This window comes from Streptomyces finlayi (genome assembly GCF_014216315.1).
GTDB lineage: Bacteria > Actinomycetota > Actinomycetes > Streptomycetales > Streptomycetaceae > Streptomyces > Streptomyces finlayi_A.
Window position 1 is genome coordinate 4,961,228 of sequence record NZ_CP045702.1, and the last position, 22,720, is coordinate 4,983,947.

Genomic DNA, 22,720 nt, shown 5'->3' on the forward strand with positions numbered 1-22,720 from the left:
TCATCTTTCGTGATCAGCCGGATACCCGCCTGCGAAGTTGGGCCAACCGTGCGTTACCGTGACGAAAAGGACCCATGGTGGGCCGCTCACAGCACGCAAAGACCAGGGAGTAGGACATGGCCAGCAAGGCTGAGAAGATCGTCGCCGGGCTCGGCGGTATCGAGAACATCGACGAGATCGAAGGCTGCATCACCCGCCTCCGCACCGAAGTCCACGACGCCGGCAAGGTCGACGAAGCCGCTCTCAAGGCCGCCGGAGCCCACGGCGTCGTCAAGATGGGCACCGCCATCCAGGTCGTCATCGGCACCGACGCCGACCCCATCGCCGCAGACATCGAAGACATGATGTGACCCGCTGACACCGGCTCACCCCACCGGCCGCCGCCCCCTGCCACCCAGGGAACGGCGGCCGGTCCCGTACCCCCGGGCGCGCCCATTAGGCTGCCCCCATGTCTCGCATCGACGGCCGCACCCCCGAACAGCTCCGTCCCGTCACCATCGAACGCGGATGGAGCAAGCACGCCGAAGGATCCGTACTCATCTCCTTCGGCGACACCAGAGTCTTCTGCACCGCCTCCGTCACCGAAGGCGTCCCGCGCTGGCGCAAGGGCAGCGGCGAAGGCTGGGTCACCGCCGAGTACTCGATGCTGCCCCGCTCCACCAACACCCGCGGCGACCGCGAATCCGTTCGCGGCAAGATCGGCGGACGCACCCACGAGATCAGCCGGCTCATCGGCCGTTCCCTGCGCGCGGTCATCGACTACAAGGCACTCGGCGAGAACACCATCGTCCTGGACTGCGACGTCCTCCAGGCCGACGGCGGCACCCGCACCGCGGCCATCACCGGTGCCTACGTCGCCCTCGCCGACGCCATCGCCTGGGCCCAGACGAAGAAGATCATCAAGGCCGGCCGCAAGCCGCTGACCGGCACCGTCTCCGCCATCAGCGTCGGCATCGTCGACGGCACCCCCCTTCTCGACCTCTGCTACGAGGAGGACGTCCGCGCCGACACCGACATGAACGTCGTCTGTACGGGCGACGGCCGCTTCGTCGAGGTCCAGGGCACCGCCGAGGCCGAGCCCTTCGACCGCAAGGAGCTCAACGTGCTCCTCGACCTCGCCACCGCGGGCTGCGACAACCTCACCGCACTCCAGCTCGAAGCCCTCGCCCGCACCCTCGGCGAGTAGAGAAGCAACCAGAACCACACCGCACAGCGTCGTTACGGGCACGGGCGCACGGGTCGAACCGTGCGCCCGTCCACGTACCAACTCCCGGGGAGGGACCGCACCATGGCCACACGCCACCACCGCCGCAACCGCATCGCACTCGCCGTCACGGCCACCTTGCTGACCCTCACTACCGCCGTGGGCTGCAGCGCCCTCGACAAGGCACTCGACTGCGTCCAGACCGCCGACGCGATAGCCACCAGCGTCGGCAAGCTGGAGAAGGCCGTCTCCACCGCCGCCGACGACCCGACGCAGGCCTCCGAAGCCCTCGACGAGATCGACAGGGAACTGAAGGACCTCGGCGACAAGACCGACAACGCCGACCTCAGCAAGGCCGTCGAGGACCTCAAGACCGGCGTCACCAACGTCCGCGGCTCCATCGAGTCCGGCGACGCCACCCCCGACATCAGCCCGGTCACCGACGCAGCCACCGAGATCGGCAAGGTCTGCACCCCGTAGGGCCCGGCCCCGCTCCGGCCGGCTCCATCCGGCGATAATCGAGGCATGACGCGCCTCATCCTCGCCACCCGCAACGCCGGGAAGATCACCGAACTCCACGCGATCCTCGCCGACGCAGGTCTCAGCCACGACCTCGTCGGCGCGGACGCGTACCCCGACATCCCCGACGTCAAGGAAACCGGCGTCACCTTCGCGGAGAACGCCCTCCTCAAGGCCCACACCCTCGCCCGCGCCACCGGCCACCCGGCCATCGCCGACGACTCCGGTCTCTGCGTCGACGTACTCGGCGGCGCCCCCGGCATCTTCTCCGCCCGCTGGGCCGGCGCCCACGGCGACGACAAGGCCAACCTGGACCTGCTCCTGGCCCAACTCGCCGACATCGACGACCCGCACCGCACGGCCTACTTCGCCTGCGCGGCAGCGCTCGCCCTCCCCGACGGCACGGAACGCGTGGTCGAAGGCCGCCTCCCGGGCACCCTGCGCCACACCCCGTCCGGCACGAACGGCTTCGGTTACGACCCGGTCCTCCAGCCGAACGGCGAATCGCGAACCTGCGCGGAACTGACGGCGGCGGAGAAGAACGCGATCAGCCACCGGGGCAAGGCGTTCCGGGCGCTGGTGCCGGTGGTGCGGGAGCTGGTGGGCTGACGCCTTCTGGTACGCCACAGGCCCGGTTCATAAGGGCATGAGCCATGAGCCGGGCCTGTTCGTCAAGTGCGCGAGAAGGGACTCGAACCCTCACGCCGCTAGGGCACTGGTTCCTAAGACCAGCCTGTCTCACCAATTCCAGCACTCGCGCGCGCGTTGGCAGTCTACAAGGGGAGGGCGAGTACGCCAGGTCAGAACTTCGGGTCCGGGCTCTGCGCGTGGACCATTTCCGCCGCTTCCTCCGCCGTTTCCACCGACGGCGGGGAGCCCGCCAGGGGCTGGTTGGCTGTTTCCTTCATGCAGGCCACCGCGATCACGCCGACCAGGGCCGCCGCCATCGAGTAGTACGCGGGCATCAGGTCCGAGCCGGTCCAGCTGATCAGGCCCGTGATCACCAGCGGGGTCGTACCGCCGAAGATCGACGCGGAGATGTTGTAGCCGACCGACAGGGAGCCGTAGCGGACGTTCGTCGGGAACAGGGCCGGGAGGGCGGCCGACATCGTGCCCAGCATGCAGACCAGGGACAGGAACAGGAAGCCGAGCATGCCGGTCATCAGGAGCGGCTTGCGGCCGAAGCGGTCGGAGAGCCTGATGTCGGTCCGGCGCAGCTTGGGGTTCTGGCGCTTCCTGATGGCGCGGAAGAGGGTGGGGTGGCGGTGACCGCTTCTCGGTCGGCCCCCTGATGGAGGTCGGAGGCCGCCATGGCCGGTTCCTTTCCTGGCAGGGCGCTTCCAGGACAGGCTTCTGTTCGGCCATGGCGGCCGCAAACCGGCTCACAGCCGGATTGGGACGTGGGTCACAGGGGTTCGACCTGCGGGGCGATCGGCGGGGCGATCGGCGGGTGGGTCCGTGGGCTCGTCAGATGCCGAGGTCCTTGATGATCTTGGCTACGTGGCCGGTCGCCTTCACGTTGTAGAAGGCGTGTTCCACCTCGCCCTGTTCGTCGACCACGATCGTGGACCGGATGACGCCCGTCACCACTTTGCCGTAGAGCTTCTTCTCGCCGAAGGCGCCGTACGCCTCCACGGTCTCCCTGGTGGGGTCGGCGACCAGGGTGACCTTGAGGTTCTCCTTCTCGCGGAACTTGGCGAGCTTCTCCGGCTTGTCGGGGGAGACGCCGATGACGTCGTATCCGGCGCCCGCCAGGAGGTCCAGGTTGTCGGTGAAGTCGCAGGCCTGCTTGGTGCATCCGGGGGTGAGGGCGGACGGGTAGAAGTAGACGATGACCTTGCGTCCCTTGTGGTCGGCGAGCGAGATCTCGTTGCCGTCGGCGTCGGGAAGGGTGAAGGCCGGGGCGGTGTCGCCGGGCTGGAGTCGCTCGCTCATGGTTCTCCTCAGTTGGCACATCTGGTGTTTGGGGCCGAGCTTAATAGGGGTGCCGCCGGGTGTCCGGGCGGTCGAGCTGACAGACTGTCGATGAAGGTTTACCGGACGACGACCACGGAGGCGGCGCAGTGTCGGATGCCAGGACCCCTGCGCAGATCGAGGCGGACATCATCACCAGGCGTGAGCAGCTCGCCGTGGTGCTCGATGAGATCGGGGTGCGGGTGCACCCTAAGACGATCATGGGTGACGCGAAGGCCAAGGTGGCCGGGACGGTGGACCGGACGGCCGGGCGTGCGTTCGTCGCGGTGAACCGTTCGGTGTCGGACGTGAAGGCGAAATTCGTTTCGGAGGACGGTTCGCCCCGTCTGGAGCGGGTGATTCCGGCTGCGTTGGTGGTGGTCGGTGTGGTGGGTCTGCTGACCCTGTCGGTGCGTCGGAGGAAGTAGGACGTGCCGGGGCGCCCCTCGTGGGCCCCTGGGGCGTGCGGTGCGGGTTCGAGCGGGTAGGTTTCGGCTCGTGAGCGACAACACCCACGACGACAAGCTGCCCATCCGGATGCTGCACGACCGCGTGCTGGTCCGGTCCGATTCGCCCGAGGGCGAGCGGCGGTCGGGCGGAGGCATTCTGATTCCGGCGACGGCCGCGGTCGGCCGGCGGCTGGCGTGGGCCGCGGTGGTGGCGGTCGGCCAGAACGTGCGGACGGTGGAGCCGGGGGACCGGGTGCTGTACGACCCCGAGGACCGGGCCGAGGTGGAGGTGCGGGGCGTGGCGTACGTGCTGATGCGGGAGCGGGATCTCCACGCGGTGGCCGCGGACCGTTTCGAAGGTTCGGTGGATTCGACCGGGCTGTATCTGTAGTTCGTCGGGTCGTGGTGACGGCTGAGGGAGCCCGGTGACTGGCGTCACCGGGCTCTTTGTCGTTTTTTGCTACGGTGGTGGGACCCCGACGAGACGCGCCGTACCGGGCTCCGCAAAGACGACGCACCGTGTTGTCCGCGTGTTTTCTCGTCGGAGGTGCCGTCATGGCGTGGGTTCTGCTGGTTGTCGCCGGTCTGCTGGAAGTGGGCTGGTCGATCGGGATGAAGTTCACCGAGGGGTTCACCCGGCTGTGGCCGAGTGTGTTCACGGGCCTCGGGATCGTCGCGAGCATGGTGTTGCTGTCCCATGCGGCGAAGACGCTGCCGATCGGTACGGCGTACGGCGTGTGGGTGGGGATCGGCGCGGCCGGTGCCGCGGTGGTCGGCATGGTGGCGCTGGGTGAGCCCGCGACGGCGGCCCGTATCTTCTTCGTGTGTCTGCTGCTGGTGGCGGTGGTGGGTCTGAAGGTGACCTCGGGTCACTGACGCACTCCCCTGGCCGGCTCCCGGCCCGGCCGGTCATTCGTCCTGTGGACGGGTGCCGCGTACGCCTTCGAAGGAGCCTCCGGCGTTGCCGGGGGCTTCTTCCGTTTCCGGGGCGTCCCCGGTTCCTCCGGTGACGTTCTGGCCGGGGGAGGTGGACGGGGTCCCTGACGCGCTTTCGATGCCTTCGGTGGCGGTGTCTTCGGGGTCCCCGCTGTCGTCCGGGTCCGGTTCCGTTTCTTCCTCGGACGGCGGGGGCTCGTCGGCGCCGTCCTGGAGCTCCAGGTCGAATTCCTGCGGCTCGGCGGTGGCGAGGGCGGCGGCGGTGTAGTCGGCCCAGGTGGCGGCGGGCGGGCCGCCGCCGTTCATGCGGGCCAGGCCGAGTGCTCCGTACAGCGGTGTCTGGGCTCCGGTGTCGGGGTCCTGGCCCATGACGGCGACGACGGTCGCGAGGTCGGGGGTGTAGCCGGCGAACCAGGCGGCCTTGTCCTCCTCCGCGGTTCCGGTCTTGCCGGCGGCGGGGCGGTTGGCGGCCTGCGCGGCGGTTCCGGTGCCGTCTTCGACGACGGTCCGCAGGATCGATGTGGTGGTGTCGGCGGCGGTGCGGCTGACGGCCTGTTCGGTGTCCCTGACGGGGAGGGTGATGTTCTCACCGTCCTTGGTGACCTTGTCGACGAGGGTGTACGCGCCGCGCCTGCCGTGGTTGGCGAGGGTGGCGTACGCCTCGGCCATGTCGAGGACGCTGGCGGTGGCGGGGCCGAGTGCGATGGACGGTGAGGCGGTGAGGTCGGGGGTCTTCTCGGGGATGCCGAGCTCGACGGCGGTGTCCCTGACCTTCTCCGGGCCGACGTCCTGGGCCAATTGGGCGTAGACGGCGTTCACGGACCGGTCGGTGGCGGTGCGCACGGTGACGGAGCCGTAGTCGGCGTCGTCCTCGTTGGCGGGGTCGTATCCGGTGGGTCCGTCCGGGCCCACGACCATGCGTTTGTTGGTGCCGTCGTAGACCGCCTCAGGGGTGATGGGGCGGCCGTCCTGGGTGGCGGAGCCGTGGGCGACGGCGGAGGCGAAGACGAAGGGCTTGAAGGTGGAGCCGACCTGGTAGTCGCGGCGGGTGGCGTTGTTGACGTACTGCTTGGTGTAGTCGACGCCCCCGTACATCGCGACGACCTTGCCGGTGCCGGGGTCGATGGAGGCGCCGCCGACGCGGACGTTGCGGTCGATCGCCCGGGTGTCACTGGTCCTGGACATGACGTTCTTCTCGACGGCGTCGACGAAGGCGTCCTGCTTCTCCTTGTCCAGGGTGGTGGTGATGCGGTAGCCGCCGGTGGCGAGGGTCTTCTCGTCGATGATCCTGTTGCTCGTGAGGTAGTCCTCGGCGGCCTGGACGAGGTAGCCGCGCTGTCCGGCGAGGCCGGGGGAGAGCTTGGCCTTGCCGGGGACGGGGAAGCGGGTGGCCGCGCGTTCGGCGGCGGTGAGCCAGTCCTCCTTGACCATGCCGTCGAGGACGTAGTTCCAGCGGGCGAGGACGGCGGCCTTGTTCTCGGGGTGGGCGACGACGTCGTAGGCGCTGGGGGCGTTCAGGAGGGAGGCGAGGTACGCGCCTTCGGCGGTGGTGAGGGCTTCGGCGTTCTTGCCGTAGTAGGCGTGGGCGGCGGCCTGGATGCCGTAGGCGTTGCGGCCGAAGTAGCTGGTGTTGAGGTAGCCCTCGAAGATCTGGTCCTTGCTCACCTCGCGGTTGAGCTTGACCGCGATGAAGAACTCCTTGGTCTTGCGGACGACGGTCCGTTCCTGGCCGAGGTAGTAGTTCTTGACGTACTGCTGGGTGATGGTCGAGCCGCCCTGTGTGCCCTTGCCGGTGAGGGTGTTCCAGCCGGCGCGGCCCATGGCTTTGATGTCGACGGCGCGTTCGGAGTGGAAGTCCCGGTCCTCGGCGGCGAGTACGGCGTGCTGGACGGTGAGGGGGACCTGGTTGAGCCGGACGTTCTCGCGGTTGACCTCGCCGTCGCGGGCGAGGACCGTGCCGTCGTTGTAGAGGTAGGTGTTGGACTGGGCGGTGGCGCTGGCGTTGGCGGCCGGGATGCCGACGAGCTGGTATCCGGCGAGCAGCCCGCCGATGACGAGGAGCGCGAGGCCGAGGACGGTGCCGAGGAGCATGCGCCAGGTGGGGACGGCGCGGCGCCAACCGGTGCGCTTGGGGCGCGTTGTGCGCCTCTTCTTCTTGTTCGCGCCGGGTGAGCCGGTGGAGAGTGGCCGGCCGTCGGGGTCGCGCGGGGCCCAGTGCTGCACGTCGCTCATGTCGGTGGGGACTCCTCGGCTGCGGTCAGTCATCACATAATGCACCTTTTTATCCGATAAGTTCCGGATTCTCCCGTGATAACCGGTCGCGGCGGCTGCCGGGCGTGGACTAGGGTCGTGCGCTTTGATGCCGAGGGCCCGGGGGTGGCTGTGGTGCGGTTGTACGGGGTGGTGGCGGCAGGCGGGTTCCGGCGCCATGCCACGTACCGGATCGCGACGGCGGCGGGGGTGTTCACCAACACCGTCTTCGGCTTCATCATGGCGTACACCTACATCGCCCTCTGGGACGAGCGTCCGCGGCTCGGCGGTTACGACATGTCCGAGGCGCTGACGTACGTGTGGCTGGGGCAGGCGCTGCTGATGACCTGCGCCATGATGGGCGGCGGCTTCGAGGACGAGCTGATGGAGCGCATCCGTACCGGCGACATCGCGGTCGACCTGTACCGGCCGGCGGACCTTCAGTTGTGGTGGCTGGCGGGCGATCTGGGGCGGGCGGCGTTCCACCTGCTGGGGCGGGGCATCGTGCCGATGGTGCTGGGCTCCCTGGCGTTCGATCTGGCGCTGCCCGGTTCGTACTGGACCTGGCCGGCCTTTCTGCTCTCCGTGCTGCTCGGTGTCGTGGTGAGTTTCGCGGTGCGCTATCTGGTGGCCCTGTCGGCGTTCTGGCTGATGGACGGGGCGGGCGCTATGCAGATCGCGTGGCTGGCCGGGCTGTTCTTCTCCGGGATGCTGCTGCCGCTGAATCTGTTTCCCGGGCTGCTGGGCGAGGTGGCGCGGATGCTGCCGTGGTCCTCGTTGCTGCAGGTCCCGGCCGATGTGTTCCTGGGCAAGCGCACGGGCTGGGGGCTGGTGGAGGCGTACGCCTTCCAGGCCGGCTGGGCGCTGGCACTGCTGACGGCGGGACGGTTCGTGCAGGTGTTGGCGACCAGGAGGGTGGTGATTCAGGGTGGCTGAGCCCGAGGGCGCGTCCGAGGTCGCGTTCGAGGACCGTTCCCGGCTGGTCGAGGGGGTCAGGGCCTATGGGCTGATCGTCGCGATGTGGCTGCGCTCCACGATGGCGTACCGGGCGTCGTTCGCGATGACGGCACTGGGGAATTTCGTGGTGACCGCGTTCGACTTCGTCACGATCCTGCTGATGTTCTCGCACGTGGACGCGCTGGGCGGGTACACCCTGCCGGAGATCGCCCTGCTGTACGGGATGTCGGCGACCGCCTTCGGGCTGGCCGACCTGCTGCTGGGGTCGATGGACCGGCTGGGGCGGCGGGTGCGGGACGGGACGCTGGACACCCTGCTCGTACGGCCCGTACCGGTGCTGGCGCAGGTGGCGGCGGACCGTTTCGCGCTGCGCCGGCTGGGGCGGATCACGCAGGGGCTGCTGGTCCTCGGGTACGCGCTGGTGTCGCTGGACATCGCGTGGACGCCGCTGAAGGTGCTGATGATTCCGCTGATGGTGCTGAGCGGGGCGGCGATCTTCGGGGCGGTGTTCGTGGCGGGCGCGGCGTTCCAGTTCGTCGCGCAGGACGCCTCGGAGGTGCAGAACGCGTTCACGTACGGCGGGACGACGCTGCTCCAGTATCCGCCGACGATCTTCGCGAAGGATCTGGTGCGCGGGGTGACGTTCGTGGTGCCGCTGGCCTTCGTGAGCTGGTTGCCCGCGCTGTACGTGCTCGGCCGGGAGTACCCGTTGGCGCTGCCGCAATGGGCGGCCTTCCTGCCGCCGGTGGTGGCAGGTGCGTGCTGGGCACTGGCGGGACTGGCGTGGCGGGCGGGACTGCGGGCGTACCGGAGCACGGGCAGTTAGGCGGGTGCGGACATCTAGTCCGTCCGGCGACCGAGGACGAAGGAAAGGGTGAGGCGGACATGGACGCGGACTTCATCGAGCTCGACGGAGTCGAGAAGGTCTTCGACGTACGCCGCCGGGCGGGCTTCCTGCGCCGGGAGCGCCATCAGGTGCGTGCGGTCGACGGCATCAGCTTCCGTGTGCCGCGCGGCGAGATGGTCGGATACATCGGCCCGAACGGTGCGGGCAAGTCGACCACGATCAAGATGCTCACCGGGATTCTCACCCCGAGCGGCGGCCGGCTGCGGGTGGCGGGCATCGACCCGTCCCGTGAGCGTACGCGGCTGGCGCACCGGATCGGTGTGGTGTTCGGGCAGCGGACGACGCTCTGGTGGGACCTGCCGCTGAAGGACTCGTACCGGCTGATGCACCGGATGTACCGCATCCCCGACAGCCGGTTCCGCGAGAACCTCGACCGGTGCGTCGAACTTCTCGATCTGGCCGAGCTGCTGGACGTGCCCGTACGGCAGTTGTCGCTCGGGCAGCGGATGCGCGGGGACATCGCGGCGGCGCTGCTGCACGATCCGGAGGTGCTGTATCTGGACGAGCCGACGATCGGGCTCGATGTGGTGTCCAAGGCGAAGGTCCGCCGGTTCCTCCGGGACCTGAATGCCGAGCGGGCCACGACCGTGCTGCTGACCACGCACGATCTCACCGATATCGAGCAGCTGTGCAAACGGGTGATGGTGATCGACCATGGCCGGCTGATGTATGACGGGGCGCTCGCCGGACTGCACGAAGTGGGGGAGAGCGAGCGCACGCTGGTGGTCGATCTGGAGCGTGAACTCCCGCCGATCGAGCCGTCCCCGGAGTTCGCGGTGCGGGTGGTGAAGGTGGCGGGGCCGCGGCAGTGGCTGGCGTTCCCGGCGTCCGCTTCGGCGGCGCCGCTGGTGGCACGGATCGCGGCGGACTACCCGCTCGTGGACCTTTCGGTCCGGGAGCCGGACATCGAGGCCGTGATCGCGAGGATGTACGAGACGGGGGCGGCGGCTCCGGGCATCGGGGGGACGGACGTGGGCGCGGCCCCGGGGTCCAGGTCGGGCGGGTAGTTCATCGGCCGGTCGATGACGTGAGCGGGTGCGTTCAATAGGCTGCCCGGTATGACAAGTGAACTTCCGGAGATGCGTGCCTCCGATGCCGAGCGTGACCGGGTCGCCGAGCGGCTGCGCGAGGCGGTGGCCGAGGGACGGCTGGAGATGGACGAGTTCGAGCAGCGGCTCGACGCCGTGTACAAGGCCCGTACACACGGGGAGCTGGCGCCGCTCGTCAGGGACATTCCGGCTCCGGGTTCGACGTTGGAGCCCGCGGGGGCGGCTTCACCCGTCACGTCCGGGCAGGGCGCCGGCTGGGCGGAGCGCATCGGGGGCCCCGCCACATCGAGGGGTGCTTTCGCCTTCTGGGGCGGGTTCAACCGCAACGGCCGGTGGACCGTGGGCCGGCAGTTCACCGCCTTCGCGATGTGGGGCGGCGGCCACATCGATCTGCGGCAGGCCCGTTTCGAGGACCGCGAGGTCGTCATCCGCTGCTTCACGATCATGGGCGGGATCGGGGTCACCGTCGAGCCCGATGTGGACCTGGAGGTCAGTGGCGTCGGCATCATGGGAGGGTTCGGCGAGCACTCCCCGAAGAGCGAGGAGGCCGCTCCGGTGCCGGGTGCCCCGCGGGTGCGGGTCGTGGGGTTCGCGCTGATGGGCGGGGTCGACGTGCAGCGCAAGTGGTCCAAGGCCAGGCGGCGGAAGCTGACCGAGGGGCCCGAGGCGTCCTGACCCCGCCCGGCGCCGGGTCCTGACCCCGCCCGGTGTCCGGTCGGGGCGCCGGTGGGTTGTCCGGGCAGGCCGCCGACGTGTTGTCAGAACGCGTCTGACCTGGGGGTGTTCACCAGCTTGCCGGTGTCGATCAGGTCGGCCAGTGCCTGGTAGCCGGCGTCGTTGAGGTGGAGCCGGTCGCCGGAGTCGTACGCGGCCAGGAGCCGGTTCGGTACGTACGGGTCGCTCACGGCCCGGTCGAAGTCCACGTAGGCGTCGAAGACGCCGCCCGCCCGGATGCGCTCGTTGACGGCCAGCCGTACCGCGTTCCGTTCGGGCGTCCACGTCGGGTAGCCCTCGTACGGTGTCAGGGTCGCGCCGATGACCCGCAGCCCCCGGGCGTGCGCCTGGGCGGTCAGGGAGCGGAAGCCCGCGATGATGCGCTGAGGGTCCGGCTCCTGGGGGGCCTGCTGCACGTCGTTGATGCCGAGCGCGATGATCACCGTCTTCGCGCCGGCCACCGACAGGACGTCGCGTTCGAAGCGGCTCATGCCGCTGGGCCCGCCGAGTGCGTTCGGCCCGTCGGTCAGGAGCCTGTTGCCGGCTATCCCCTGGTTGGCGACGCCGTAACGCCCGCGCAGCCGGTCGGAGAGCAGGTCGGGCCAGCGGTTGTTCGCGTCGGTCGTGGAGCCGCTGCCCGCGGCGAGTGAGTCACCGATCACGACGATCGTGCCGGGTGTCGTCTCGTTGCGGACGTCGACGGCCGTCAGATAGCGCCAGTGGGTGGTCCGCCAGGTACCGCGGTCGTCGGCCAGATAGGACGTCTGGTGGGAGTTCGGGTGGATGGTGACGGGCCCGGAGGCGCGGGGCGTGCGGAAGCTGACGATCAGGTCGGCGTCGGCGGCGACGGGCACGACGACCGGGTCGCTGACCACCTGCTTGCCCGCGGGCACGGTGATGGTGGCCGAGCCGTCGAAGGTCACCGGGCGGGTGTTCACGGTGACTTGGTCGAGGCTCAGGGGGCCCGTACCGAAGACATTCGAAAGGGTGATGCGGGCCGCGTCGCCTCCTACGCTCGTGTGCACGGTGTTGCGGATGGTGCGTCCGGGAAGGCCGTGCGCGGTGTCCGGTTCGGCGGTGACGGCTGCCGCGGTCCAGGTCGCGACCCAGGTACCGGCGGAGTTGGCCGGCGCCGCCGGGGTACGGGCCGCCGCGTGCGGGTCCGGCTCGGTCAGCGGCCCCGGCCGGGAGCCCGCCAGGAGAGCCGTGCCGAAAGCGATGGCGGCGGCGAGTGCTGCTGTGCCTGCCACGAGGGCGATGAGCAGGGCATAGCTGTGGCGCCTCGGCATGTGCGGTGTGTCTCCTCGTGCAGATCGAACTGGTCCCATGATGCGACAGGCCGACGGGAACTCGACATGCGGCCCGGGAGTAGGTGAGGTAAGGACAATGCGTACGGCACGGGGGCGACTCGTACGCGGACGGGTGGAACGCATGGAACGGACCGGATCCGGAGCGCACGACGCCGGGCAGGATCCAGTGGTGCACGACGACGTGGTGCATGACGTGGAGCAGGGAGCGGGGCAGGTGGCGGAGGCCGGTGAGCAGGCAGGGCAGCCGGGGGAGCCGGGGCAGGCGGACTCCGTTCCTGCGGCCGGTCCCGGGGACGCCCCCGAGGCCGGGCACGGTCCGGGCGCCGCAGGGGCGACGGGCAGCGCGGGTGGCACGGGTGGCACGGGTGGCACGGGGCGGCGGAGCCCGACGCCGCTCGCCGTGTTCGCGTACACGGCGGCGGACGAGGAGAAGCGGCGCGGCGTACGCCGGATGAAGACCACCGCCACCGGCCTCCTCCTGCTCGTCGCGCTCGTGTACGTCCTGGCCACCTGGGCGAAGAGCGCAGGTGTGAGTGGCTGGCCGGGCTACGTCGCGGCGGCCGCCGAGGCGGGGATGGTGGGCGCGATAGCGGACTGGTTCGCCGTCACGGCGCTCTTCCGGCGCCCGCTCGGTCTGCCCATCCCCCACACCGCCATCATTCCCACGAAGAAGGATCAGCTCGGGGCGTCACTTGGTTCCTTCGTGGGGGAGAACTTTCTCTCCGGAGAGGTCGTTCGTGACCGAATTCACGCTCTCGGGGTCGGTTCGAGGCTCGGTGCGTGGCTGGCGGAGCCGGATCACGCCGACCGGGTCACCGCCGAACTGGCCACGGCACTGCGCGGCGCGCTGACCGTACTGCGGGACTCCGACGTCCAGGCGGTCGTCGGCGAGGCGATCACACGGCGGGCGAACAGCGCGGAGGTCGGGCCGGGGCTCGGCAAGATGCTGGAGAAGATCGTCTCCGACGGCGGTCACCGCAAGGTCGTCGACCTGGTCTGTGTACGCGCGCACGACTGGCTGGTCCTGCACGGAGACTCGGTGTTGGGCGCGGTGCAGGGCGGGGCACCCGGCTGGACACCGAGATTCGTCGACAAGCGGGTGGGGGAGCGGGTCTACAAGGAACTGCTGCGCTTCATCACGGAGATGCGGGACATGCCGGAGCATCCCGCGCGGGGTTCGATCGACACGTTCCTGACCGACTTCGCGGCCGACCTCCAGTCGGACTCGGACACCCGGGCGCGGGTGGAGCGGCTGAAGGCGGAGATCCTGGGGCGTGGCGAGGTCCAGGACGTCATCGCGTCGGCCTGGTCCTCCGTACGCACGATGATCATCGCGGCGGCGGAGGACGAGCAGAGCGAGCTGCGGCTGCGCGCGCGGGCCTCACTGATGTCGCTCGGCGCCCGGCTCGCGACGGACGACCGGCTGCAGTCCAAGCTGGAGGGCTGGCTGGAGGACGCTGCGGTGTACGTCGTGACGACGTACCGCTCGGAGATCACGTCGCTGATCAGCGACACGGTGGCCGGCTGGGACGCGGATCAGACGTCGAAGAAGATCGAGGCGAACATCGGCCGGGACCTGCAGTTCATCCGGATCAACGGCACGGTGGTGGGCGCGCTGGTGGGTCTGCTGATCTACACGGTGTCGCACGGGTTCGGGGCCTGAGGGGCGGCCGGGGGATGCGGCGAGCGTCCTGACCACGTCTGAGATCGCCCGGGAACGCCCGTGGTGCGGCGGCCCGGTAACGGCCGGGCCGCCGCCGTACAGGCGCGCTCAGTTCGCCGCGCGCCGTGTGACCGCCCAGGACGCCGCGGCGACGCCGCCCGCGACCGCGAACACGGCGGGCCAGGCGCCGACCTTCTTGGCGAGCGGGTGCGAACCGGCGAACGCGGCGACGTACGCGACGGTCAGCCCCGCGGCGGCACGCGGACCGGCCTGCCGGTTCCACTCGTACGCGGCGAGGGTCCCGGCGGCCGCCAGCGCGACCCCGCCGAGCGGCCGCTTCTTCGTCCACCGTGCCACCCCGTACCCGCCGACGAGCCCACTCGCCGCCACCGCCGCTGCCGGAACCTTCGCCATTGCCGCCGCCTTCGCCTCTGTGCCGTCAAGCCCTGTGATCGAACGCCTCGGGCATGTGTATGGTCTGACCCAATCGTACGAGGGGGGTCTCATACGCATCCGAACCGGCTGCCGTGCTGCCGTGCTGCCGTGCAGAGCTGGGTCGTCGCGGCGTTCCCGGGGTCAGCCGGCCGCGGGGTACTCCGTGGCGGGCACGGCCGGCCGGCCCGGCCAGGCGTTCAGGCTGGTCGCCAGCTGGGCGCGCGAACGGACATCCAGCTTCTGGTAGATGCGGGTCAGACGGGCCTCGACCGTCTTCACGCTCAGATACAGCTTCGCGGCCGCCTCCTGGTTGCTGGCGCCCTGGCCGACGAGCTGGGCGAGGCGCAGCTCCGCCTCCGTGAGGGAGGACAGGGCGTTCCCACGGGCCGGGGACGGTTCAGCCGTACGGGACGGAGTCTCCGTCGTGAGTCCCAGCCACGGGGTCGCCCCCGCCTGCTCGAAGCCGGCGGCAGCGGCCTGCAGCGCGCTCTGGGCGGCCGACCGCCTGCGGCGACGGCGCTCCACGCGGGCGAGCGCGATCAGTGCCCGGCCGCGCTCCAGCGGCAGCCCCGCCGAGGCGAACCGCTCGGCGGTCCGGGACAGCAGGCCGACGGCCTCGTCCGGATTCCCGCCGGCCGCCAGGTACAGCGCGTGCACCCGGTCGCAGCCGAGCAGTACCGTCGTGAGGCCGAGGCGTTCCGCGACCGGACGGACGTCGGCCAGCAGCGCTGCCGCCTCCTGGGGGGCGTCGTTCGCCAGCAGCGCCTCGGCCAGCTCCTCGTGCCAGCGCAGCATGGAGGGGTCGACGGTCGACTGGGCGCGTTCGTCGGCCTGTACCCGGCGCAGGGTCTCCAGGGCGCTCGCCACGTCCCCGTTGATCAGTTGGACCCGGCCGAGCGCGTACAGGCTCCGGGGCAGGAAGACCCGGTCGCCCTCCTCCCCGGAGGCGTGGACGCTGCGCCTGGCGTAACTCGCGGCGCGCTCGAAGCTGCCGCCCGCGGTCTCCGCGAGGGCCAGTGCGTACCAGGCGGGCCCGGGCGAGAGGCCGGCCTCCAGGGTCAGGGCGAGGCACCGTCCGGCGTGCGCGAGTGCCGCCGGGCACTGCCCACGTCGGGCCTCGACCTCCGCGAGCGTGCGGAACAGCTCGATGGCGTCCTCCACCGGGCCGCGGCGCTCGATCAGGGGGAGGAGGGCGTGGGCCTGATCGCGGGCCTCGGTGAGCCGGTCGTCGAAGAGTGCGTGACGGATCGTCAGGATCTGCGCGGCGTTACGGATGCCGAGCGGACGCTCGAACTGTTCCAGGCCCCGGGCCTCGGCCAGTACCCGTTCCGCGTCCGGTGAGCCGAGGACGCGGTCCATGCGGGCTTGTACGGTCAGGGCCCTGGCGGCCGTCTTGCGGTCACCCACCGACGCGGCGAGCGCGGCGGCCTCGACGGCGGCGGCCCGGGAGCGCTGGGGGTCGCCGTCGGCCAGGACGTACTTCACCGCCAGCCGGAGCTGGACGGCTGCCCGCAGGGCCGTATCGCCTTCGGAGTCCTCCATGGCGTGGACGTAGAGCTCGTCGAGGCCGCTCAGCCCCTGACCCGCGGTGTCCAGCACCGCGAGCCGGGCGCGGACGCGGTCGGCCGGTGTGGCGTCCCGGGCAAGGAGATCGGTTGCCGCGCGGATGGCCAGGTCGGCGCGGGCGGCGCGGGCGGCTTCCTGGGCGGCGTCCAGGAGCCGGGCGATCCGCTTGGTGCCGTGCTGGAGGGGCGTGGAATCGGCGGCGAGGAGAGCCAGTTCGGCGGCCAGCGCACTGTTCCCGCGGAGCCGGGCGGTGTCCGCGGCCGCCGCGACCTCCGCGGCCAGCTCCTCGTCCGGGGTGTCCGAGGCCAGTGCCCGGTGCCGTACCGCTTCGACGGGGTCGTCCACGACCCGCGCGAGCGCCGCGTGACCGGCGCTGCGTTCGTCCCAGCAGGCGTCGTGCACGAGCGTGGACGGCAGCACACCGGCCGTGAAGCCGACCGTCCCGTCCTCCTTGACGGAGATCAGGTTCGCCCGCTCGGCGGCGGCGAGGTCGGCCGATGCGGTGGGGCGGCCCGCCCGGCGTATCAGCGTCACTGTCGGGCGGAGCGCCAGGGCGGCCAGCAGGAGCGTGGAGCGGACGGCGGGCGAGACGACCCCGAGGAGCTGCCGCGCGATCTCGCGGGCCCGGCCGGACAGGGACAGCGCTTCGGCGTGGTGCACCGGAGTCCGCGCGTCGGCTAGGGACCTGCCGACGGCGAGCGCGAGGCGCGGATTGCCGCCGCTGGCCTTGTGGATGCGGCCGGCCATCCGGGAGGGCAGCCGGTGGTGGATGAGGAGTTCGGCGATCTGGTCGGCGTGCAGTGGCGGTACGAACAGGACGTCGGCCTCGGACGGTACCCACAGGAGTTCCGGGCCGGCCACGTCCGGCTGCCGGGTACCGGCGTGCGGCGTACCGGAGTGCTGCGCATCGCCAGGCTGCGCATCGCCACCATGCGCATCGGCGTGCGGCGTACCGGCGTGCGGCGTAAGGGAGTCGGGGCTGTAGGGCGCCGGTGTCTCGACGGCGATCACCCGCAGCGCGGCCGGGGCGAGGTGGAGCGCGAACCGCAGGAGGTCGGCACTGGCGGTGTCGATGCGCTGGATGCCGTCGACGACCAGCAGGGCGGGGCCGCGCGCGACGAGGGTCCGCAGGATCTGGGCGAGGGCCAGCCGCAGGGCGATGGGGTCCCAGCCGCCGTCGGGGATGGGTGCTTCGCGGCACAGCATGGCCACGGCAGTCCGCTGCGGGCCCGGCAGCCCTTCGAGGACTCCTGCCGCGGCTGACGTGTCCGTCCCGCCTGTCGTGCCTGTCCTGCCCTTCTCGGCAGGCTTGTCGGGCGCCCCGGGTGCCGGCCAGGACACGGACGCCGATACGGACGCGACGAGGGCGGCGGCGGCGGCACCCGGTATGTCGCGGTCGGTGGGGAGCGTGGGCAGCCACAGGACGGTCTCGCCGCGGGACTCGGTGCGCGCGGCGGTGGCCAGGGCGAGTTCCGTCTTGCCCACCCCGGCGGGGCCGGTGAGCAGGGCGCGCCCGCGGGTGTGCAGGACCCGTTCGAGGCGGGCCAGGAGCTCCGCCCGACCGACCGGCGCAGGGCGGTAGGTTGCCGACGTCACGTACCCACCCCACCCTCCGGCGTGCGCGAGCCCGCTGCCCGTGCGAGAGCAGAGAATACGAAGTCGGCCGCCGCCGTCCAGGTCCGATGTCGGCATACGGACCGACCGCCTGCGGGGCGCGCCCGCGAAGATTCCCGCGGACACGCCCCTGACCAGCGATGATGCCGAATTTCAGGCGTCTCAGAGAGTGAGACTCCAGGTGTCGATGTAGCCGGTGTCACCCGATGCGACGTCACGGACCTGGAGTTTCCAGGTGCCGTTGGCGATCTCGCTCGACGCGTCGACCGTGTACGTCGCGAGGACGTTGTCGGCGCTGTCCGAGGACGACGAGCCCTTGAGGTTGCGCATGGTGCCGTCCGGGGCGATCAGGTCGACGACCAGGTCGCCGCGCCAGGTGTGCTTGATGTCCACGGCGACCTTGAGGGCGGCGGGAGCGTTGCCCGTACGGCCGGTGACCGTGATGGACGAGGTGACGGTCGCGTTGTCGGAGATCGTCACGTTCGTCGCGTTGCTGAACGTGGTGCCGCCGGGGGTGGTGGGAGTTCCGGTGACGGCGTTCACGGTCTTCGTCGCGTCGGCGATACCGGAGCCGCAGCCGCCGGTGCAGGTGCCGGGAAGCGGCCGGGCGTTGCTCTTGATCGCGGACTCGATCTCGGCCGGGGTCAGGGTGCTCTTGGCCGACTTGAGCAGCGCGGCGAGGCCGGCGATGTGCGGTGCGGCCATCGAAGTGCCCTGGTAGGGCTTGTAGTTCTCGACCGACTGGGTGGTGGTACCGGAGTTCAGCGTGGAGAGGATGCCGTTCTCGGGGGTGGTGATGGTACCCGGCGTGTCGGTGGCGCGGCGGGTCTCGCCACCGGGCGCGGAGACGTCGATGATGCTGCCGAAGTTCGAGTAGAACGAACGGTTGCCCTCACGGCTGGTGGACGCCACGTTGATGACACCGGCGCAGTTGGCGGGGGTGAAGCCGGAGGCGTTGGCGTTGCTGTTGCCGGCCGCGACGACCACGGTGGTGCCGCGCGAGACGGCGCCGTTGATGGCGGTCTGGTAGACGCTGGGGCAGGTGGAACTGGCGCCGCCGAGGCTCAGGTTGATGACCTTGGCGGGGTTCGCGTTCGCCGTGGCGCCCGGGACGGTGCCGCCGGACGCCCAGGTGATGGCGTCGGCGATGTCCGAGGAGGAGCCGCCGCACTTGCCGAGCACACGTACGGGCTGGATCTTCGCGCTGTACGCGATGCCCGCGATGCCCTTGGCGTTGCTGGCGGTCGCACCGATCGTGCCGGCGACGTGCGTGCCGTGCCAGGAGGAGTTGCCCGCCGTGGAACCGGTGCCGCACTCGCCGGCGGTGGCGTTCCAGTCGCCCTCGTCCTTGGCGTCGCTGTCGCGGCCGTTGCCGTCGCGGGCGTCCGTGGAGGAGGAGATGAAGTCGTATCCGGGGACGATGTTGGCGGCCAGGTCCGTGTGGGCGGCGTAGCCGGTGTCGATGACGGCGACGGTGACGCCGGTTCCGGTGCCCTTGTCCCAGGCGCCGGGGACGTTCATGCCGCCGGTGGCCTCGAACAGGTCCCACTGCTTGGCGTAGTCGGTGTCGTTGGGGGTGACCGCCATCGCGTAGGCGCGGATGTCGGGCTCCACGGACGCGACGGACGGGTCGGCGCGGAAGGCGGCCATGACGTCGGTGACGTCCTTCTTGGACGTCTCGCCACCCAGGTCGACCAGGGCGGCGCCACTGGCGAGGCGGCGCTCGAACGACAGGCTCTCGCCGGTCTCCTTGGCCTTGGCGGCCGCGTCGCTCCTGGCCGCGGCGTTGGAACCGGCCTCGGCGGCCTTGGACTTGTAGGTGACGATGACATCCTCGACCGGCGCGGTCGGCAGGGTGGTCATGGCCTGCGAAGCCGGGGCCGGCTTCGGCGAAGGGGCCGCCGGGGCGGCGGCGAGCGCCACGGAGGAGGTGGCAACGACACCGGCGATCGTGGCGGTCGCGGCCACGATGGATATGAGTCTCCGCCTGGAACCGTTCAAGGTGTTCCCTTTCAATCACTACTCGTGCGGATCGCGGCGGTCGGCGCGAGAACCGCGGCGCAGCGTGGGGGCTGCGGTCCGCGGTTCCTGGGCCGGGTCGCCCGTGCGCCGCCGTCGACATCACGGCCCTGGTCAAGGCCGCCACCGCCGTCACCCATGCCTTGCATGCACCTGACAGCTGGGAGTCAAGGACGTGCGGGGAATGGGATTCGCCGGTGCGGCAGACAGTAGGGAAAGGCGAGATGAACCCGATACGGGGAAAACCCTTGTCCACCGGCGAGGGGGCGGGGCGGGAGGCTCGGGGAACCCTCGCGCGGCCCGGCCGGGGCGGGTGGTGCGGGCGTCCGACGGCGGGGCGCGCGGCCAGGGAGGGCGCGCAGGGCGGGGAGGCCAGGAAGGTCAGGGAGGCGGGGAGGCGGGGAGGTCACAGGGAGGCCAGGAAGGTCAGGGAGGCAGGGAGGCGGGGAGGTCACAGGGAGGCCAGGGAGGCGGCCAGGGAGGCGGCCAGGGAGGCGGGGAGGCCGGCGCGGGGCCGCCCGCGGCGTGGGGCCGCGCCATGACCCCCTGCCGTGTCCCCGCGGCGTGGGGACGCAGCATGACCCCATGCCGTGTCCCTACGTCGTGTCCCCCGTCGTGTCTCCATGCTGCGTGTCGCCAGGCTGTGGGAGCACTGCGTGTCCCCGGGCTGGGGGGAATCGGCTGTGGGAGCACGCCGTCGACCGGTGCCGGCCGTGGGCCCGCGCGTCTGCCGGTCCTGGGCTGCTTCCTGCCCGGCCGTCAGTCGGCGAGCGTCTGAATCAGCTCACTGCGGGCGGAGTCGTGGATGACGCGACCGAGCGCCCCGTTGACGAGCGGCATGTACGGCGGGACGTGACCGCATTCGACGTCGGCGATGAGGGGCACACCCAGGGACCCGAGCGCGTCCAGTACGGCTTCGTGCTGACTGAGCGAGGAGGCGTCCGGCGCCGACGTCCGGCCTACGAGCACGGCGTTGGCGCCTTCGAAGAATCCGGCCAGCTTCATGCCGTGGAGAGTCCGGCAGATCGTGAAGGCATCGTGCTCCACCGCCTCGACGTACACGAGCAGCCCTTCCGGGGCGCGGTCGCGAGCGAACGACGCGACATCGCCGTACGGCGTACCGGCCACATGGCAGACCGTCTCGACGCACCCGCCGATGAGCCGCCCGGAGACGTCCACATCGCCGCCTCCGTCCAGCCTGGTCCAGCGGCCGGGGGTGTCGAGCGTGAACGCGCTGACCTCGGGATGTGCCTGGAAGTCGTCCCGGCCGGAGGCCCGATGGCGGCCCGGCGGGATCTGCGTGAACCGGCTCCCCCCGGGCATGGCGACGATGTCCAGCCAGGACAACAGCCCCTCGGGTGCCCGGTAGGGCGTGTCCATGAGGTTGTTGCCGTGCACGGTCGCGACCCCGGTGAGCAGGGTGAGGGGGGTGATGACGGTCGACATGTCCGAGTACCCGACGACCCAGGTCGGCTCGGCACTCCGCAACCGCTCCCAGTCGAGCAGCGGCAGCAGATCGATCGCGGTCTCGCCGCCCCACGGGGGGACCACGGCCCTGATACGGGGATCGGTCAGCATTCTCATCAGCTCGGCCGCACGTTCGGCCACGGACGCACTGACATGCCCGCCACCGTCCATGCACGTGCCGACGACGACCTCGTACCCCCGCGCCTCCACTTCCCGTACGGCGACGTCGAACCGCCCGCGCAGCTCCTTCGGCACACCGCTGGAGGGAGAGGTGACGCCGACGCGGTCACCAGGACGGAGGGGGCGCGGGTATCGAATGGGCATGCGGGCGAGCATGGCACGGCAGCCGACGCCCGGGCCAGGCACTTTCGGCTCGCCGGCCACGCACTCGCGGCCACCCCCGCGGGAGCACGCCCCGTCGGGCTCGGCGCGGCTCGGCCCGGACGACGCGCGACGGCAGTCGCTGAGGGACGCGTACCCGGCGCCGGCGCCGGAAGGCCTGGAATACGCGGCGTCTCAGGGCCAGACGGCGTACAGCCGCGGGCCGTTGCCGGTGTCGGCCGGAGGCGGGTCCAGGCGCCGAGCCACGCGGAGGAGTCCCGTACGTACCGGATGTGAGGCCGAGCCCGGATTGCGGACTCTCCGTAGCGCAACACGCAACGCAGAATCCGCAATCGGCCCCATGGGTTGGAGCCGACCGACCGATGGGGAGGAGGGGACCATGGCCGCTGCGACGAAAGCCGATGTCAGGACGCTCGACCGGCTCGCGGGCCGGCAGAGAGGCCTGGCCACCAGCTGCCAGCTCCAGGCCGCCGGCCTGGCCAGAAGCACGATCCGGCGCCGTTGCGAACCGGGCGGGCCGTGGCAGTGGGTGCTGCCCAGGGTCACGCTGATGCAGACCGGCGCCCCGGACCCGTACCAGCGGGTGCTGGCGGCCGTCCTCTACGCGGCGGAACCGGCCTCCGACCCGCTGTCCGGCACGACGGCCGTCGTGACGGGCGAGGCGGCGCTGTCCCTCTACCGGGTACGTGGCACAGGCAGCGGCACCGTGGACGTCCTGCTCGACGAGGCGCGCAGGATGCGGGACGTGGCGTACGTACGCATCCGCCGCACCCGCCGCCACCCGCCGAGCCTGCTCCTCGAAGGGGTGCCGTGCGTCCGAAGGCCCCGCGCGGCGGCGGACTTCGTCGCCCGCGAGACCTGCCAGGACCGCGTACGCGCGATCCTGGCGAACACCGTCCAGGCCGGACGTTGCGACCCCCGCGACCTCCTCACCGAACTCCGCGCGGGGCACGCCCTGCGCGGTGCGCCGTTACGCGCGGTGGCGGACGAACTCCTCGTGGGCGTCCGCTCGATCGAGGAGGGCCGCACCCGCGACGTACTACGAGCAGGAGGCGTCCCGGAGGCCCTCTGGAACCCCACCCTGCTCACCCCGGACGGCACCTTCCTGGCCGTACCCGACGCCTACTGGCCCGACGAGGGCGTAGCCCTGGAGGTCGACTCGGAAGAATTCCACCTGGGAGCGACCGAGTACCGCGCCACGCTGCGCCGCCGCCTGAAACTGGAGGCCCAGGGCGTGGAAGTGGTGAGCGTGGCACCGGCCCTGGTGCGCGACCACCCGGACGAGGTGGTCGCGGCTGTACTGGCCAAGCTGCGGCTGGGCGCGGGGCGGCGGGCGCCGATTGCGGTGGTGGTGCGGGCGTAGGGG

Annotated in this window: 20 protein-coding genes, 1 tRNA gene, 1 pseudogene and 1 riboswitch; of the genes and pseudogenes, 13 read left to right on the forward strand and 9 right to left on the reverse strand. The window is 71.0% G+C overall.

Annotated elements, in window-relative coordinates; translation table 11 throughout:
• Positions 1-116: 116 nt before the first annotated feature.
• The 4 genes from F0344_RS22840 to rdgB all read left to right on the forward strand — a co-directional run bounded on the left by F0344_RS22840 (position 117) and on the right by rdgB (position 2,332).
• Positions 117-350: a glucose PTS transporter subunit EIIB gene (locus tag F0344_RS22840; RefSeq protein ID WP_185300578.1), complete on the forward strand. Its 234-nt coding sequence runs from the start codon at positions 117-119 to the stop codon at positions 348-350.
• A gap of 98 nt (positions 351-448) precedes the next feature.
• Positions 449-1,186: a ribonuclease PH gene (rph, locus tag F0344_RS22845; RefSeq protein WP_185300579.1), complete on the forward strand. Its 738-nt coding sequence runs from the start codon at positions 449-451 to the stop codon at positions 1,184-1,186.
• A gap of 102 nt (positions 1,187-1,288) precedes the next feature.
• On the forward strand, positions 1,289-1,684 hold the full coding sequence (locus F0344_RS22850) for a hypothetical protein (protein WP_185300580.1): 396 nt from the start codon (positions 1,289-1,291) through the stop codon (positions 1,682-1,684).
• Between the two features lie 45 nt (positions 1,685-1,729).
• Positions 1,730-2,332: an RdgB/HAM1 family non-canonical purine NTP pyrophosphatase gene (rdgB, locus tag F0344_RS22855; RefSeq protein ID WP_185300581.1), complete on the forward strand. Its 603-nt coding sequence runs from the start codon at positions 1,730-1,732 to the stop codon at positions 2,330-2,332.
• A gap of 67 nt (positions 2,333-2,399) precedes the next feature.
• Here rdgB and F0344_RS22860 read toward each other — a convergent pair.
• The 3 genes and pseudogenes from F0344_RS22860 to bcp form a co-directional block, all read right to left on the reverse strand.
• Positions 2,400-2,483: transfer RNA gene (locus F0344_RS22860), tRNA-Leu, on the reverse strand.
• A 40-nt stretch (positions 2,484-2,523) separates the two neighbouring features.
• A pseudogene (locus tag F0344_RS22865) lies at positions 2,524-2,922 on the reverse strand (MFS transporter); the annotation flags it as partial.
• 268 nt (positions 2,923-3,190) lie between these two features.
• Positions 3,191-3,658 (reverse strand): thioredoxin-dependent thiol peroxidase, encoded by a 468-nt coding sequence (gene bcp, locus F0344_RS22870; protein ID WP_185300582.1) that lies wholly within the window; start codon positions 3,656-3,658, stop codon positions 3,191-3,193.
• A gap of 128 nt (positions 3,659-3,786) precedes the next feature.
• On the opposite strand from bcp, the gene F0344_RS22875 reads away from it, so the two are divergent.
• The 3 genes from F0344_RS22875 (at position 3,787) to F0344_RS22885 (ending at position 5,001) form a co-directional block, all read left to right on the forward strand.
• Entirely contained in the window at positions 3,787-4,104 is a 318-nt protein-coding gene (locus F0344_RS22875) for a DUF3618 domain-containing protein (RefSeq protein ID WP_185300583.1), read from the forward strand.
• A 70-nt stretch (positions 4,105-4,174) separates the two neighbouring features.
• Positions 4,175-4,516 (forward strand): GroES family chaperonin, encoded by a 342-nt coding sequence (locus F0344_RS22880; RefSeq protein ID WP_185300584.1) that lies wholly within the window; start codon positions 4,175-4,177, stop codon positions 4,514-4,516.
• Between the two features lie 63 nt (positions 4,517-4,579).
• A riboswitch (guanidine-III (ykkC-III) riboswitch) is annotated at positions 4,580-4,644 on the forward strand.
• Between the two features lie 36 nt (positions 4,645-4,680).
• A complete protein-coding gene (locus F0344_RS22885) occupies positions 4,681-5,001 on the forward strand; it encodes a DMT family transporter (protein WP_185300585.1) in 321 nt (106 codons plus the stop codon).
• A gap of 33 nt (positions 5,002-5,034) precedes the next feature.
• Here F0344_RS22885 and F0344_RS22890 read toward each other — a convergent pair whose 3' ends face one another.
• Entirely contained in the window at positions 5,035-7,293 is a 2,259-nt protein-coding gene (locus tag F0344_RS22890; protein WP_185300586.1) for a transglycosylase domain-containing protein, read from the reverse strand.
• Between the two features lie 153 nt (positions 7,294-7,446).
• On the opposite strand from F0344_RS22890, the gene F0344_RS22895 reads away from it, so the two are divergent.
• The 4 genes from F0344_RS22895 to F0344_RS22910 all read left to right on the forward strand — a co-directional run bounded on the left by F0344_RS22895 (position 7,447) and on the right by F0344_RS22910 (position 10,899).
• Positions 7,447-8,247 (forward strand): ABC transporter permease, encoded by an 801-nt coding sequence (locus F0344_RS22895; RefSeq protein ID WP_185302840.1) that lies wholly within the window; start codon positions 7,447-7,449, stop codon positions 8,245-8,247.
• Complete coding sequence (locus F0344_RS22900) at positions 8,240-9,094, forward strand: ABC transporter permease (protein WP_185300587.1); 855 nt, start codon at positions 8,240-8,242, stop codon at positions 9,092-9,094. The genes F0344_RS22895 and F0344_RS22900 overlap by 8 nt, the downstream gene beginning before the upstream one ends.
• Positions 9,095-9,153: 59 nt before the next feature.
• A complete protein-coding gene (locus F0344_RS22905; RefSeq protein WP_185300588.1) occupies positions 9,154-10,182 on the forward strand; it encodes an ABC transporter ATP-binding protein in 1,029 nt (342 codons plus the stop codon).
• Positions 10,183-10,254: 72 nt separating this feature from the next.
• Positions 10,255-10,899 carry a DUF1707 SHOCT-like domain-containing protein gene (locus tag F0344_RS22910; protein WP_185302841.1) on the forward strand — a complete coding sequence of 215 codons (645 nt, stop codon included), beginning with the start codon at positions 10,255-10,257 and terminating at the stop codon, positions 10,897-10,899.
• Positions 10,900-10,982: 83 nt separating this feature from the next.
• Here the strand turns inward: F0344_RS22910 and F0344_RS22915 are convergent, their stop codons facing one another.
• Positions 10,983-12,227 carry an SGNH/GDSL hydrolase family protein gene (locus tag F0344_RS22915; RefSeq protein WP_185300589.1) on the reverse strand — a complete coding sequence of 415 codons (1,245 nt, stop codon included), beginning with the start codon at positions 12,225-12,227 and terminating at the stop codon, positions 10,983-10,985.
• A gap of 142 nt (positions 12,228-12,369) precedes the next feature.
• Between F0344_RS22915 and F0344_RS22920 the strand changes: the two genes are divergently transcribed.
• Positions 12,370-13,911: a DUF445 domain-containing protein gene (locus F0344_RS22920; protein ID WP_374940111.1), complete on the forward strand. Its 1,542-nt coding sequence runs from the start codon at positions 12,370-12,372 to the stop codon at positions 13,909-13,911.
• 108 nt (positions 13,912-14,019) lie between these two features.
• Here F0344_RS22920 and F0344_RS22925 read toward each other — a convergent pair whose 3' ends face one another.
• The 4 genes from F0344_RS22925 to F0344_RS22940 form a co-directional block, all read right to left on the reverse strand.
• Positions 14,020-14,325, reverse strand: a complete 306-nt coding sequence (locus tag F0344_RS22925) for a hypothetical protein (RefSeq protein WP_185300591.1) — start codon at positions 14,323-14,325, stop codon at positions 14,020-14,022.
• Between the two features lie 162 nt (positions 14,326-14,487).
• On the reverse strand, positions 14,488-17,508 hold the full coding sequence (locus tag F0344_RS22930; protein WP_258050058.1) for a helix-turn-helix transcriptional regulator: 3,021 nt from the start codon (positions 17,506-17,508) through the stop codon (positions 14,488-14,490).
• 180 nt (positions 17,509-17,688) lie between these two features.
• Complete coding sequence (locus F0344_RS22935; protein ID WP_185300593.1) at positions 17,689-19,494, reverse strand: S8 family serine peptidase; 1,806 nt, start codon at positions 19,492-19,494, stop codon at positions 17,689-17,691.
• Between the two features lie 810 nt (positions 19,495-20,304).
• Complete coding sequence (locus F0344_RS22940; RefSeq protein ID WP_185300594.1) at positions 20,305-21,336, reverse strand: S66 family peptidase; 1,032 nt, start codon at positions 21,334-21,336, stop codon at positions 20,305-20,307.
• A gap of 397 nt (positions 21,337-21,733) precedes the next feature.
• Between F0344_RS22940 and F0344_RS22945 the strand changes: the two genes are divergently transcribed.
• Entirely contained in the window at positions 21,734-22,717 is a 984-nt protein-coding gene (locus F0344_RS22945; protein WP_185300595.1) for a hypothetical protein, read from the forward strand.
• The last annotated feature ends 3 nt before the right edge of the window (positions 22,718-22,720 follow it).

Coding starts and splice junctions, on each gene's coding strand:
- F0344_RS22940 (WP_185300594.1), bottom strand. CDS start 21,336: ATGCCCATTCGATACCCGCGCCCCCTCCGTCCTGGTGACCGCGTCGGC.
- F0344_RS22915 (WP_185300589.1), bottom strand. CDS start 12,227: ATGCCGAGGCGCCACAGCTATGCCCTGCTCATCGCCCTCGTGGCAGGC.
- F0344_RS22925 (WP_185300591.1), bottom strand. CDS start 14,325: ATGGCGAAGGTTCCGGCAGCGGCGGTGGCGGCGAGTGGGCTCGTCGGC.
- rph (WP_185300579.1), top strand. CDS start 449: ATGTCTCGCATCGACGGCCGCACCCCCGAACAGCTCCGTCCCGTCACC.
- F0344_RS22905 (WP_185300588.1), top strand. CDS start 9,154: ATGGACGCGGACTTCATCGAGCTCGACGGAGTCGAGAAGGTCTTCGAC.
- F0344_RS22890 (WP_185300586.1), bottom strand. CDS start 7,293: ATGAGCGACGTGCAGCACTGGGCCCCGCGCGACCCCGACGGCCGGCCA.
- bcp (WP_185300582.1), bottom strand. CDS start 3,658: ATGAGCGAGCGACTCCAGCCCGGCGACACCGCCCCGGCCTTCACCCTT.
- F0344_RS22885 (WP_185300585.1), top strand. CDS start 4,681: ATGGCGTGGGTTCTGCTGGTTGTCGCCGGTCTGCTGGAAGTGGGCTGG.
- F0344_RS22840 (WP_185300578.1), top strand. CDS start 117: ATGGCCAGCAAGGCTGAGAAGATCGTCGCCGGGCTCGGCGGTATCGAG.
- F0344_RS22910 (WP_185302841.1), top strand. CDS start 10,255: ATGCGTGCCTCCGATGCCGAGCGTGACCGGGTCGCCGAGCGGCTGCGC.
- F0344_RS22850 (WP_185300580.1), top strand. CDS start 1,289: ATGGCCACACGCCACCACCGCCGCAACCGCATCGCACTCGCCGTCACG.
- F0344_RS22945 (WP_185300595.1), top strand. CDS start 21,734: ATGGCCGCTGCGACGAAAGCCGATGTCAGGACGCTCGACCGGCTCGCG.
- rdgB (WP_185300581.1), top strand. CDS start 1,730: ATGACGCGCCTCATCCTCGCCACCCGCAACGCCGGGAAGATCACCGAA.
- F0344_RS22920 (WP_374940111.1), top strand. CDS start 12,370: ATGGAACGGACCGGATCCGGAGCGCACGACGCCGGGCAGGATCCAGTG.